This window comes from Sphingomonas sp. DMC8, assembly GCF_056314185.1.
In genome coordinates, this window is sequence record NZ_JBQUYV010000001.1 from 638,531 (window position 1) to 651,590 (window position 13,060).

Here is a 13,060-nt window from a genome sequence, read left to right on the forward strand (position 1 = left end):
TCTCCTCAGAACTGGTAATAGATGAAGGGGGCGACGCCTTCCGGCTGCATCGCGCCGACCAGCAGCAGCCCCAGCGCGAGCATCGCCCCGACCAGCGGCGCCGGCCAGCCGCGCAACCGTTCGGCCAGTTGCTGCAACCCGCGTTGCGGCAGCGCGTGCATCGCCAGTCCCAGTGCCACCAGTGCCAGCGAAAGCGGCGTGACGAGCGTATTGCGCCAATCCCCCGCGCCCAGCCCGCGCAGATATGCGAGCGCCTCGTCTAGCCCTGGTGCCCGAAAGAATATCCAGCCGAGCACCACGATATGGAAGGTGATGAGAATGCCGAGCCAGCGCGGCATCGCCACACGGCCCCGCGTCAGCCGAGCCAGCGCGCGTTCGATGGCAAGCCAGCTGCCGTGCAGGGTGCCCCAGAGCACGAACGTCCAGTTCGCGCCGTGCCACAGCCCGCCCAGCACCATGGTGAGGAACAGGTTCAGATAGGTGCGCAGCCGTCCCTTCCGGCTGCCGCCCAGCGGAATGTAGAGATAGTCGCGCAGCCAGCTCGACAGGCTGATATGCCAGCGGCGCCAGAAATCCTGCAGCGAGGCGGCGCGATAGGGCTGGTCGAAATTGCGGGGGAAGCGATAGCCGAGCAGCAGTGCCAGCCCGATCGCCATGTCCGAATAGGCGGAAAAGTCGCAATAGATCTGCACCGCATAGCCATAGGCGCCGAACAGCAGATCGAAGCTGCTATGGTGGGCGGGATCGCGAAAAGCCGGGTCGACGAGGGCGGTTGCCAGTTCGGACGCTACCACCGTCTTCTTGAACATGCCCCACAGGATCAGCAGCAGCGCGGCCGCTACGGCGCCGCGCTCGAGCCGTGGCGCGCGGCGGAACTGCGGCAGCAGGTCGGACCCGCGCACGATGGGACCGGCAACCAGATGCGGGAAGAACGACATCAGCAGCGTCAGGTCCAGCCATCCGGCCGGCGCGATCCGCCCCTTCTGCACGTCGACCAGATAGGACACCGCCTGGAACGTGAAGAATGACACACCGACTGGGAGGAAGACCTGCATCAACGGTACGTCGCGCCCGAAGCCCAGGCTGAACAGCAGCGCGTCGAGCTGCTCGAGGAAGAAGCCCGCATATTTGAAATAGGCCAGCACGCCCAGATTCAGCACGACGCCCAGCGCGACGAGGCCGCGCTGGCGTCCGCTGCCGGCGGTAGCGGCGATGGCACGCGCCAGTGCCCAGTTGCCGCTTGCCGACAGGAACAGCAGCAGCACGAACCGGCCGTCCCATGCGCCATAGAAGAACCAGCTCGCCATGAGCAGGGCGATCTTGCGCCACTCGTTCGCGCCGTTCAGCGCCCATGCCAAGGCATAGACGAACAGGAAGAACAGGGCGAAACTCAGCGTCGGAAATTGCATTCAGATCAACGGATCATTTGCGGGGCGGAAGCGCCATAGGTGCGGGTGGCGGGCTGCGCCATGGCGGCTTCCAGATCCGCTTCCAGCCGGCGGGCAATCTCGGCGGCGCCAGCAGTGGTGAAATGCACATGGTCGCCGCGCATCATCGGCGGCTGGCGCGACGCCCAGTCATTGGCGGTGCACCGTCCGCCCATCCGCATCGACCAGTCCCAATAGGCGATGCCGAGCTGATGGGCGCGCCGGCGCTGGATGGCCTGTACCGACGCCAGCGCGGCGGTGGGGCGCCATGTACCGGCCATGTCGGCCGGGCCGGCGGCGGGGCAGGGCGGGGATACGCCCTCGGCATTCACCTGCAGCGAAGGCAGCTTGGTCGAGGCATCCGGGGCGCCGATCATCAGGATCGGCACGCCGGGTGCCAGCCGCTGGATGCGGGACAGGCTGGCGCGCAGCTGGGCATCATAGCCGGCGGCGGTGAAGCGCGGGTAGAAGGCCTCGTTGGTGCCGAAGGCGATCACGATCAAGTCCGGCCGATATTCGCGCAATTCGCGCGCCACCACGCGGTCGTCGGTGCGGTCGAAATGGATCAGCTGGGCGCCGACGGTGCCGAGGTTCGACAGCGTCACGCCGCCGGCACGACTGGCTTCGGTCGACCAGGAGGTGATCGTCACCGGTCCTTGCGTTACCACCAGCCCCGCATTGGTGGCGGCAACCGGGGTTGCGACCGTGGTGCAGTCGCTGCCCGGCACCGGCGCGGCGAGCGACCAGTTGCGCTGCTCGTTTCCGATCGACAGGGCCACGGCGCCTGCGCCCGGGCCGGTAAGTGCGCAAACGGTGAAGCGGTCGAAGCTCTGGTCGGGGCGATCGGCGCGCAGCCCCATTTCGGCACCGGCCAGGGCGGTGGTCAGGCTGTAGCTGCTTAGCCCGATTGGAATGCCGGCATCGGGTCGCCAGGCGGCACCGAAGATGCCGCTCGTCGTCCATGGTCCCGACTGCGTGGCGGTGATGTCGCGCGTCAGATAGCCGGCATAGGGGCGCCCGGGCGGCAGCACGCCGCGTCCGGCGCGTCCGAACCGCGCCTGCAGCAGCGTACGCCAGCTGCCCGTAACCTGATCGGCGGCGGTATGGCTGTCGCCGATCTGGACGATGCGGACGGTGCGGCCCGTTTTGCGGGCGGTTGCCAGCTTCTCGAAAACCGGTGCGAGCCGGTCGCTATCGCACAGCGCCTGGGTGCAGTCTGACGGGATCGCCGGCGCGGCCGCCTGCAACGCCATCGCCGCGAACAGTGCCGGGATCATCGCTGGGCCGCCTTGCGGAGTCTTTGCGCCAGCGTCTCGATATGCGTCGCAAGGCCTTCGGTCAGGCGCTGATAGCCGATGCCGATCATGTGCACGCCGTCATTGGTCCGGATCAGCCGGCGCGCGCCGGTCTTCGGGTCCGGCATATAGGCGGTATAGCGCCCCTGTTCGTCCACCGACCTTGCCCGCGTTTCGATGAAGGGTACGTTCAGCCGGCGCATATGCTCTGCATAAAAGGCGTTCATCGCCTGGATGGAGGCATCGAGCTGCGGATCGCGCATGGCGGGGAGGCCGACCCAATAGACAGCGGCGCCGGTCGAACGCGCGGTTGCCACAAAGCGATCGATCCGCTCGCCGATCACGCGCTTCCAGCCGTCGCTGAGCAATGGCTGCTCGTGGCCGGCATCGTAAAAGGGAACGGCGTCATTCACGCCGAAGCAGATCACCGCGACATCGACCGGATCGGCCGCAAGCTGTTCGCGCGCCCGCGCCTCCAGATTAAGGCGATTATATTGCGTGAAGCCGGTCGCTTCCTTGGCGAAGCGCAGCACCTGAAATCCGGCCTCGCGCGGTAGCTGATGGTCGAGCGCTTCCCATAGGCCGACGCCGAAGCTGTCACCAAACACCCCGACGCGGACCGTCCCGCTCTGTGCCACCCGCGCCACCGCGCGCGGATCGAGCACCGGCTCGCCGATTGCGGGCGTGGCGGTTGCAAGCGGGGCAGCGGTGGCGATCGGCGGTGTGGGCGGCGCCGAGCGATGGAGATCGAAGGAAAGGCCGACGGCAATACCGGCGACGAACCCCACCACCAGCACCGCACTGCGATCGAGCACAAACCCCGCTTTTGCAGCAACGGTGCGGCCGGTTGCTTTCTCGGCGGGAGAAGATGTGCCGCCGCCGTCGCCTCGTGCATCCGCTTCGTCTTGGGGGAATAGCAGTTTCACGCTCGGTTCCGTCATTCCAGCTACAGAGTTGCAGCGGCACCGTCACTGCATCCCGTGCGACGGGCGGCGCGCTTCCATACTTCTTGTTTCGGGATGGTCGGCGCCGGCGCGACCAGCCTTCCTACCATCCCGATTTGGAACCCTGCGTGTGGAAAGTCGAGAGCGAATGCGCAGAAAAGCTTCTGCGCGGCGAAGTTCGGCGTGCTTGTTCAGAACCCGCCGTGGAGGCGGATGGCGAACAGGTTGGCGGGGCCGCGGTCGCGGTTGTAGCCGGGGTTGGTCAGGTGCTGATAGTCCAGCGTGATCTGCACGCCCTTCATCGGCTGCCAGTTGTAATAGACTTCGGCGATCTGCTCGTCGCCGGGGTGGGGCAGGCGCCCGTCGCCGACCAGCACGCCGGTGCCGCCGGCATCGAGATAGCGCTGGTGGACGCTCGAAATGCCGTTGACGATCGCCGCGATGCCGATCGTGTCGTCGGCGCGTCCCCAGCCTTTCCCCTTCAGCGCGCCGCCCAGCTGCACGGTGCGGTCAATGTCCGTGAAGTCATAGGGTTCGACCGACCCGTCGGCAAAGCCGGCGCGGGCGAACAGGCCGAAGCTGCCGGTAACTTCCTGCTCGGCATTTGCGGACATGCCCAGCCGGCTCATCCGGCGGCGGACCAGCGCGGTGTCCGGCGTGGCGCCGGTGGCGGTAGCCAGCGCCAGCGCATCGTCGAACCGGCCGAACTTGCCGCGGTTGCGGAATGCCGTGATGCGCACCGCACCCGGATGGCCGGCGAGCTGGTGGCGATGCTCGACTTCCACGTCGATCTGATACTGGCTGAAATCGCGCTCCAGCGTTTCGCCATTGGGAATCCGGGAAAGGTTGAACGCGCCGGCGCGCAGCGTCCACGCGCCCTGATACCATTCGGCGGCAGCGCCGGTGGTATAGCCCCAGGCATCGGCGGCATAGTCGAAGCTGCCGACATCGACCGCCGACCAATTGAGGAAATCGCCGCGCGGATCATGGGCATAGCGGTTGGTGTCGAAAATGTCGCCGACACCGATCTTGCCAAGCGTCAGCACCAGCCGGTCTGCCCGGGTAGTGCCGGCAAGCTGGTTCGCGGCAGCGTCGACCTTCACCTGCTCGCCGCCCAGCCCGATCGTCTGGCGAAAGAACAGGCGCTGCAGGCGCACATAGGGGTGCGACTTGCCGACCTTATAGGCTTCGGCGCTGGGGAAGCCGGCGGCACCCAGCGTATTCGACAGGCCGAAGCCCTGGTCGACTTCGGGATTAATCCACAATTCCGCGCCCGACCAGGGGCGCACGCCGGCATATAGCGTGGCGTCGAAGGTTTCCTTCACCTGATCGGGTGCCAGGCTGTTGGTGCCGCTATAGGGCGATGCGAAGCCGCCGGTGCCCTGCGCAACGAAGGTGGCCTGGGCGTGGATGGCCCATTTTTGCCCGGCGCTCGCTGCGGGCGCATCGGCGGGGCCAGCATCTGTCTGGGCGTACGCCGGCAGCGCGGCGAGGGCGAGGGCAGGGAATGCGAACGGACGGAACAGGTGGAGCAACGGTCAATTCCTTCAGGGCTGGCGATAGGCGCGGCCCTGATCTCCGTCGCTAGCGGATCGCTTCCGATCCCCCGTGCGACGACTGATTTCCGGCCGCGTTGGTTTGGGCGTGGTGTGAAGTCGAAGCCGCGCTTCGACTGTCTCCTTCGCCGCTATGGGAGGGGGATGGGCTCGGCATCACTCTTTCATCGGGGTTGCGTGTTACGACGGCGCGGCCCATACCCCTGGGGGGTATCCATTTCAAGCGGAAAGAAGGCCGGTCCATGGGGCATGTCGCAAAAGAAAAGCAGAAGCTGCTCAACCGTCTGAAAAGGCTGCGCGGGCAGATCGAGGCGGTCGAGCGTGCGGTCGATGCCGATGCCGAATGCGCCCGGGTGCTGCAACAGGCGATTGCCTGTCGCGGGGCGCTGAACGGCTTTATCGCCGAAGTGATCGAGGACCATATTCGCGAACATATGGTCGATGCTGCTGCCGAGCCGGCCGATCCGCGCGCGCAGGCGGCGGAGGAACTGGTGGCGATCGTGCACAGCTATCTCACCTGAATTTTCGTGGCAGCAGTCATGCTAGTGAAACATGGCTTCGCTATCGGACACATGTTGACATTATGGGTCATCTCATCCTGTCGCAGGATGGGCTATGCAGGCGTCATGGTTCGGGCTAGGTTCCGGCATGGCGCGCAATTGTCGTTTCCGCTTTGTTGATTTCGCGGTGGATAGCCGGGCAGTTTTCCCGGCAGCGTGCGCGCCTGAATTTGCTCGCTACGTTCCGTGAGTTTGCCGTTGATCGACCCTGCACCCTCCTTCGCCATCTCTACTTCGCCCGACCTGGCCGATTTTGTAGCTTCGGAGGCCAGTTCCAGTGCCCGCACCGGTTTTGGCCCGGCGATCGTCCGGTGCGTGGTAATCGGCAGCGTAATTAGTTGCGCGGCCTTGCTATGGGCGGTGGGGTTGACGATCGATCCGTTCAGCCGGAGCAATATTCCCTATTATTGCGCGCTGATGCTGGCGCCCTTGTTGCGCATCGTCTGTGCGCGTGATGGTCGGCGCTGGAGCCTCGCGCTTGCCGACTGCACCGAATATTACATGCTTTTCATCGCGATCGCGTTGATCGGCGCGACCACCAGCTATCCGGTCGCGGCGCTGAGTGAAGGCTATGCCGACGCTACGTTGCAGCGGATCGACGAGGCGCTGCATTTCGACTGGCTGGCCTGGTATCGGCTGGTGGCGGAGCATCGCTCGCTGCAACTGCTTGGCATGGCCGCCTATCAAAGCATTTTCCTGACGCCCGCCGCTTTGCTCGGCTGGTTCGCCTGCACGGGCCAACGGCGCGAGGCGCACCGGTTCCTCGCTGCCTTCTGGATTGCAGCGGTGCTGACGCTGGCGCTGTTCAGCCGCATGGCTGCGATTGGCCCGTTCGCGCTGCTGTGGAAGGGGCCGATCCCCTATATGCCGGTGAGCGAATTGTGGCAGCCGGAGCTGATTCCGGCGCTGCGCAGCCATGGTGCGCGGATTGTCGATCTCGGCCAGTTGCGCGGACTGGTATCGGCGCCGAGCTTCCACGCCGCCTCGGCCACTCTTTATTGCGCGGCTGCCTGGCGCTGCGGTCCGCTGCGCTGGCCGCTGATCGGCATCACCGCTGCGATGATTCTCGCTACGCCCGTAGAGGGCACGCACTATCTGATCGACCTGATCATGGGCGCAGGCGTGGCACTGGTCGCGCTGTATCTCGCGTCCGTGCTGGTCGCGCGGTTCGGCGACGCGCCGCCACCTTACCGCGCCTGAGCATCGGCCGGACCCGAAGGCCCGGCCGTCCCGGCATCAGCCGTTGCGCGCCCGGCGCGGCTTTGCGCCTTCTTCGCCGTCGCTTTCCGCATTGGCATTGGCAGGCTTGCGGCCCAGACCCAGGCTCTTGGCCAGGGCGCTGCGCTGCTCCGAATAGCCTTCGGCCACCATCGGATAGTCCGCCTTCAAGTTATAGCGCTCGCGATATGCTTCGGGTGTCAATCCATGCGCCGCCAGATGGCGCCGCAACGTGCGATAAGGTTTGCCGTCGATCATCGAGAGAATGTAATCGCGCGAGGCAAGTGACTTGCGTACGCTGACTGCCGGCGTGAAAGTTTCCGTATTTTCCGGAGACGTTTGTTGATCTGCCGCGCCCGCGTCGCTGCCAAGCAGTTCAGCCAAGGTCGCATGTACCGTGCGAATGAAGGCCGGTACATCGTCCATATGGACCCGGTTATTGGGATTTGAAAGCCAAGCCACTGTCACTTCGGTTGCCAGCTCGACCGGGCTCACCATACCCTCATCAATCATTTTTTCTGCCTTTCTCGAACAAAATATACGCAATAATAGCCTACTTACGCTCGTGCGTCTATTTGCGGAGTGTAATCGTTGATGCAACCAACGTGTAATCGAAAATATCGTTTCGGGTAATTTAAATTCTTTAAGCGGTTATTTCGTGCATCTCTTGCACTCGCCGGTCGCACTTTGAGGGCTGGGTGCGCAGAATGGCATGGCGGAAGGATAGATAGGCACCGCCCGCGCTCCGCTGCCAGGATCATTGATAAGTTATCTACTAATTAACCGAGGTTTTCAAGGGTCTGGTTCTGGAAACTTGCAAAGCCAGTTTGTACCAGGCTGGAGCGGTACAAGCGCCCGACCAATGCCCAATAGGCCAGGCATTTTGTCCGTCGCCAGGATCATGCCCGCGCCGCCCGCGCTTGAGCTGCAGCAGCAAATGATCGAAGTGGCAATACTCACCTGCGCCAATCACTGACTTGCGTTCGGCGTTGGCCCGCGATTATCCGGGACTGTCGCTGTTTGACCACTATCTATCCTGATAGGGGCAAATTGCATGCGTCGCATAAGGAGCTTGCTAGTGGCCGCTACCGGCGACGACTATCAATTCGCCCCAAGTGAGCGATCGATCATTCCGGGTTCGCCGGCCACGCCTGCGCATCCCACCAGACGGCGCCTCGCCTATTTCGGCATCGGCATTTTACTGGGCCTGACCGGTGGTCTCAATACCGCCTTGCTCACCGCCGCCTTGCCGCAAATCCAGGGGGCGTTGGGCCTCACACCGGTCGAGGGCGGCTGGCTGACGGCCATCTTTTCGATGACCAGCGTATGCATGAGCGCGCTGATGATCCGGTTCCGCCAGCATTTCGGGCTGCAGCGGTTCATGCGCGTCTATCTGCTGAGCTATGTCGTGCTCACGGTCGTGCAGATGTTCATCCACGATTTCGCGACCGAGCTGATCGTTCGTGGCGCGAGCGGACTGGTGGGCAGTGCCCTTACCACGCTCGCGCTTTATTATGTGATGCAGTCGCTGCCGGCCTCGAAACGGCTGGGCGCAATGGTGATGGGCTTTGGTGTGGCGCAGCTGGCGCCGCCCCTGGCACGAATCGTCACACCAGTGCTGCTGTATGAAGGGCAGGTCGAAAACCTCTTCCGGTTCGAGGCAGGGCTGACGCTGGTTTGTTTTGCCGCCGTGTCGTTGTTGCGCCTGCCGCCGAGCGAGCGGATGGATGCACTGGAGCCGCTGGATTTCGTTTCGATCGGTCTGCTGGCACCGGGTGTCGCGCTGCTCTGCGCGGTGCTGGTGCAGGGGCGTATCGTGTGGTGGTCGACCGAATGGCTGGGCTATGCATTGGCCGCTTCGATCCCGCTGATCGGCGGATGCCTGCTGGTCGAGCATTACCGCGCCAATCCGCTGCTCAACACCCGGTGGATGCGCAGCCGCAACATCCTGCGCTTCGTCACCATCGCGGTCGTGCTGCGGATCGTCCTGTCCGAACAGAGTTACGGCGTCTACGGCCTCATGACCGTGCTGGGCATGACGAACGACCAGATGATCCTGCTGAACGTCATCGTCTTTCTCGCCTCGGCCGCCGGGCTGGTGGTGGGCGTTCTCACCGTTCGGCCCACCGATCTGTTGATGCCGGGGATTATTTCCGCGGCGCTGATCGGCGCGGCGGCGTGGATGGATTCGCACACCACCAATCTCACCCGGCCGGAACAACTCTATGTCAGCCAGGCGCTGATCGCCTTTGCTTCGCTCTATTCGTTCGGGCCTATCGTCATGGCGGGGGTGGTGCGGGCGCTGGCCAAGGGGTTCAGCCACATTATCAGCTTTTCCGCGCTGTTTTCCATCAGCCAGACGGTCGGCGGGCTGGCAGGGGCGGCCCTGCTCGGCAGTTTTCAGATCGTGCGCGAGAAATATCATTCCTTTGCCCTCACCCAGGCGCTGGTGCCGGTCGATCCGCTCGTTACGGGGCGGATACAGGCGCTGGGCGGCGCCTATGGCCGGGTGTTGGGAGACCCTGCGCTGCGCCAGGCTGAAGGCGGCGTGCTTCTGGCGCAGCAGGTCACGCGCGAGGCCAATATCCTCGCCTATAATGACGTGTTCCTGCTGGTCGCGGTGCTGTCGCTGCTGATGGTGTCGTGGCTGGGGGGGCGCTGGATTCGCCTGAAGATTCGTGGCGTCGACCCCTTCGCCGAAGATCTGGCCGCCCTGCAACGGATGAGACCGCAATCATGAACGATACTGCTCCGCCGCCTTCGCAGCGTGAACGCCTGAGCGAGCCGCTCGAGACGCCGACGCCCAATGATCCGGGAGCGAATGCGGCAACGCCCCCGCGCGGCTGGGCGCCTCCACGCGGCAGCATGCGGGCGATCTTCGGGTTTCTCGCCATTCTGGTGCTGGGCGTGTTGCTGGTGCTCTATTCCTGGGGGCTGCCGCCGTTCGGCGGTGATTTGCAGTCGACCGACAATGCCTATGTGCGCGGTCGCACGACAATCATCGCGCCGCAGGTGAACGGTTATGTCACGCAGGTGCTGGTCCGCGATTATGAGCAGGTGAAGGCGGGGCAGGTGCTCGCACGCATCGATGACCGCATCTACCGCCAGCGTGTCGAACAGGCCCGCGCGAACCTGGCCGCGCAGCAGGCGAGCCTGGCCAATGTCCAGCAGAGCCGACGGTCGAGCGAAGCGGGCGTGCGGGGTCAGTCGGCGGCATTGCTCAGCGCGCGGGCGCAGCTTGCCCGCGCCCGCGCCGATATGCGCCGGGTCAATGATCTGGTGGCCGAGGGGTCGGTGTCGCTGCGCGAACGCGACCAGACGCTGGCGGCGCTCCGCCAGGCCGAGGCGGCCGTCGGCCAGGCCCAGGCGCAGCAGGCCGTGGCGCGCGAGCAGGTGCGGACCGTGCAGGTCGGCCGCGGCGGGCAGGAGGCTGCCGTGGCCAATGCGCAGGCGGCGTTGCGGCTCGCGGAAATCGATCTCGACAACACCATCATCCGCGCGCCCAGCGACGGCCGGCTGGGCGAAGTGGGCGTGCGGCTGGGCCAATATGTGACGGCCGGCACGCAACTAACCTTCCTTGTGCCGCCGAGCGTGTGGGTGATTGCCAATTTCAAGGAAGCGCAGACGGCGCATATGGCGCCCGGTCAGCCCGCAACGATCCGCGTCGATGCGTTAGGCGGCGCGCGCCTGAAGGGCTGGGTGGAGCAACTGGCACCCGCCGCAGGCAATGAATTCACCGTGATCCGGTCCGACAATGCCACGGGCAATTTCGTCAAGGTGGCGCAGCGCATCTCGGTACGGATCGCGATCGCCCCGGACGATCCGTTGATCGCACGCCTCCGGCCCGGCATGTCTGTTGAAGCGAAGGTCGATACCCGTGGCGGCCCGCGTCCGGAGGCGCGGCGGTGAAGGCGGCGATTGCGGCATCGCCGCTGCTGCTTCTGGCCGGCTGTGGTGTGCCGCCAAAGACCGCCCGCCCGGCGGAGGCAGCGGTCACGCCGCCGCTTGCCTGGCGCACGCAATTGCCCGGCGAGGCGGCAATCGAACAGGGCTGGTGGCAGCGCTTCGGCGATCCGGCGCTGACTGCGCTGGTCGAGCGGGCGCTGGCGAACAATCCCGACATCCCGATCGCGGCGGCGCGGGTGCGCGAGGCGCGGGCGCAGGAGCGATTGGCGCGCGCGCAGCTGTTCCCCACGCTGGACCTTGAAGGGCAGGTCGGGCGTTCGCGGACGCTAAGCGCGTTCGGCACCGGCGTGAATGCCACTGCGGTCCAGCCGGTTTTTCAGACTAGCTATGAACTTGACCTGTTCGGTCGCGCCGACAATCAGATCGAGGCTGCGCGGGCCGGCACCCTGTCGGCCGAGGCTTCGCGCGATGCCGCTCGCCTGTCGGTCGCGGCGGCAACCGCGAGCGGTTATATCACGCTGCGTGGGCTCGATGCGCGTGCGGCGCTGACCCGCGCGACGATCGCTTCACGCGCGGAGGCGCTGCGGCTTGCCCGGTCGCGGGCGCAGGCGGGCTATACCTCGCAGCTGGAGCTGCGCCAGGCCGAGGGCGAGTATGAGGCGGCGGCGCAACTGCTCCCCCAGATCGAGCTGGCCATTGCGCGGCAGGAACATGCACTGAGCCTGCTGGCGGGCGAGGCGCCGGGCAGCATCGCCCGTGGCAGTGCGCTGGATGCGTTGCAGCCGCCGCCGGTACCTGCGGGCCTGCCTTCGGACCTGCTGCGCAGGCGGCCGGACATCGCGCAGGCCGAATATAGTCTGGCAGCCACGGACGGGACATTGGCGGCATCGCGTGCGCGCTTCCTGCCGACCATTCAGCTCGCAGGGTCCGCGGGCGTCGTCACTGCCGATATTCTCGCCAACCCGGTGACCTTGTGGTCGGTGGGCGCCAGCGTGCTTGCGCCCCTCTTCGAAGGCGGCCGGCTGCGTGCCGGTGTCGAGACCGCAACGGCGCGCCGCGACCAAGCGGCATTCGCCTATCGTCGCACAGTGCTGACGGCCTTCCGCGAAGTGGAGGATGCGCTGTCCGCCGTGGACCGGCTCCGTGTGCAGCGCGTGCATCTGGAGGCGCAGCGGGCGGCGGCGGCGGAAACGCTGCGTCATGCGACCAATCGCTATCGCGCCGGCTATACCACCTATCTGGAGCAACTCGACGCGCAGCGAACGCTGTTCGCGGTCGAGCAGAGCCTTGCCCAGGCGCAGGCAGATCAGCTTACGGCGCTGGTGGCGCTATATCAGGCAATGGGGGGCGGCTGGCCGGGAGTCGGTGCGGGCGGCTGACGTCGCCGGCAGGTGTCGGAAGCCGCACGGAAATGAAGCGCTAGGTACGGACGAGATGTCGCGCCGTGCCCAATGCTGTATTGCGGTGCTCGACTATCCGCTCGGCGATAAGCCGTACCACGCCGTTGCGCAGCTCGATCACGCCGTCACGTCGCATCGCCTGCAAGGTGCGGTTGATATGGACACTGGTAAGCCCCAGTGCGTCCGACAGCACTTCCTGGGTTAGTGGCATTGCGAAGCTGTCCGGGCCGGCAAGGCCGGCAAGCGACAGTCGTTCATGGATTTCCAGCAGCCAGTCGAGCATCCGCTCATAGGCGCTCATTCGGCCCAGCCGGGCGATCTGACGGAGCAGAAATAGTTCATCGAATGCAGCGCTCTTGGCATAGGCGGCCGCAAGATTGCTACCAACCGGCGCAGGGGGGGCGGGGCAGAGCAGCGTTTCGGTCAGTGCCGTGATCGTGCTGGGGGCGGCCGAGCCGGGCTGTGTGGTTGTGCCGACCACGTCGCCGGGCACGTAGAAACCCAGAATCTGGCGCCGCCCGTCACTGAACAGGCGTATGCGGCCCAGCCAGCCCTCCAACAACAAGAACGGTGCGGGGGCGCGCCGCCCCTGCACGACCAGATCCCGCAGTGGCAACAGGCGCTGTGGGTTGAGCGAGGCGTCGCGAATCGCGCCTGCGTCGTACTCGCTGAGATCAGCCAGTTTTCCCAGGCGCGCGGTAATCGCTTGAAACAGCGACGATGGGGCGCGGATGGCGGTCACTTATCCTGAAGC

11 protein-coding genes are annotated in these 13,060 nt (G+C 65.4%); 5 read left to right on the forward strand and 6 right to left on the reverse strand.

Features of this window, described 5'->3' with window-relative positions; translation table 11 throughout:
• Positions 1–5: 5 nt before the first annotated feature.
• From ACT53K_RS03150 to ACT53K_RS03165, 4 genes are all read right to left on the reverse strand, one after another.
• Positions 6–1,409, reverse strand: coding sequence for an MBOAT family O-acyltransferase (locus tag ACT53K_RS03150; RefSeq protein ID WP_476227072.1), 1,404 nt, complete (start codon positions 1,407–1,409; stop codon positions 6–8).
• A gap of 5 nt (positions 1,410–1,414) precedes the next feature.
• Positions 1,415–2,704, reverse strand: a complete 1,290-nt coding sequence (locus ACT53K_RS03155; protein ID WP_476227073.1) for a GDSL-type esterase/lipase family protein — start codon at positions 2,702–2,704, stop codon at positions 1,415–1,417.
• A complete protein-coding gene (locus ACT53K_RS03160; RefSeq protein ID WP_476227074.1) occupies positions 2,701–3,537 on the reverse strand; it encodes an SGNH/GDSL hydrolase family protein in 837 nt (278 codons plus the stop codon). The genes ACT53K_RS03155 and ACT53K_RS03160 overlap by 4 nt, the downstream gene beginning before the upstream one ends.
• A gap of 320 nt (positions 3,538–3,857) precedes the next feature.
• Positions 3,858–5,201: a carbohydrate porin gene (locus tag ACT53K_RS03165; RefSeq protein ID WP_476227075.1), complete on the reverse strand. Its 1,344-nt coding sequence runs from the start codon at positions 5,199–5,201 to the stop codon at positions 3,858–3,860.
• Positions 5,202–5,464: 263 nt separating this feature from the next.
• Between ACT53K_RS03165 and ACT53K_RS03170 the strand changes: the two genes are divergently transcribed.
• Complete coding sequence (locus tag ACT53K_RS03170) at positions 5,465–5,743, forward strand: metal/formaldehyde-sensitive transcriptional repressor (RefSeq protein ID WP_476227076.1); 279 nt, start codon at positions 5,465–5,467, stop codon at positions 5,741–5,743.
• Positions 5,744–5,980: 237 nt separating this feature from the next.
• Positions 5,981–6,982: a phosphatase PAP2 family protein gene (locus tag ACT53K_RS03175; protein WP_476227077.1), complete on the forward strand. Its 1,002-nt coding sequence runs from the start codon at positions 5,981–5,983 to the stop codon at positions 6,980–6,982.
• Positions 6,983–7,018: 36 nt separating this feature from the next.
• Here the strand turns inward: ACT53K_RS03175 and ACT53K_RS03180 are convergent, their stop codons facing one another.
• Entirely contained in the window at positions 7,019–7,513 is a 495-nt protein-coding gene (locus ACT53K_RS03180; protein ID WP_476227078.1) for a Ros/MucR family transcriptional regulator, read from the reverse strand.
• Between the two features lie 565 nt (positions 7,514–8,078).
• On the opposite strand from ACT53K_RS03180, the gene ACT53K_RS03185 reads away from it, so the two are divergent.
• From ACT53K_RS03185 to ACT53K_RS03195, 3 genes are read left to right on the forward strand one after another with little or no spacing between them, the layout of a single operon-like run.
• A complete protein-coding gene (locus tag ACT53K_RS03185) occupies positions 8,079–9,740 on the forward strand; it encodes an MFS transporter (RefSeq protein ID WP_476227079.1) in 1,662 nt (553 codons plus the stop codon).
• On the forward strand, positions 9,737–10,909 hold the full coding sequence (locus ACT53K_RS03190) for an HlyD family secretion protein (protein ID WP_476227080.1): 1,173 nt from the start codon (positions 9,737–9,739) through the stop codon (positions 10,907–10,909). Before ACT53K_RS03185 ends, ACT53K_RS03190 begins: the two co-directional genes overlap by 4 nt.
• A complete protein-coding gene (locus tag ACT53K_RS03195; RefSeq protein ID WP_476227081.1) occupies positions 10,906–12,285 on the forward strand; it encodes an efflux transporter outer membrane subunit in 1,380 nt (459 codons plus the stop codon). The genes ACT53K_RS03190 and ACT53K_RS03195 overlap by 4 nt, the downstream gene beginning before the upstream one ends.
• Positions 12,286–12,325: 40 nt before the next feature.
• Here ACT53K_RS03195 and ACT53K_RS03200 read toward each other — a convergent pair whose 3' ends face one another.
• Positions 12,326–13,048 (reverse strand): Crp/Fnr family transcriptional regulator, encoded by a 723-nt coding sequence (locus tag ACT53K_RS03200; protein ID WP_476227082.1) that lies wholly within the window; start codon positions 13,046–13,048, stop codon positions 12,326–12,328.
• Positions 13,049–13,060 lie beyond the last annotated feature (12 nt).

What these genes read in the sequence shown, in the direction of transcription:
- ACT53K_RS03155 (WP_476227073.1), bottom strand. Translation starts at nt 2,704, where the DNA reads ATGATCCCGGCACTGTTCGCGGCGATGGCGTTGCAGGCGGCCGCGCCG.
- ACT53K_RS03180 (WP_476227078.1), bottom strand. Translation starts at nt 7,513, where the DNA reads ATGATTGATGAGGGTATGGTGAGCCCGGTCGAGCTGGCAACCGAAGTG.
- ACT53K_RS03190 (WP_476227080.1), top strand. Translation starts at nt 9,737, where the DNA reads ATGAACGATACTGCTCCGCCGCCTTCGCAGCGTGAACGCCTGAGCGAG.
- ACT53K_RS03170 (WP_476227076.1), top strand. Translation starts at nt 5,465, where the DNA reads ATGGGGCATGTCGCAAAAGAAAAGCAGAAGCTGCTCAACCGTCTGAAA.
- ACT53K_RS03150 (WP_476227072.1), bottom strand. Translation starts at nt 1,409, where the DNA reads ATGCAATTTCCGACGCTGAGTTTCGCCCTGTTCTTCCTGTTCGTCTAT.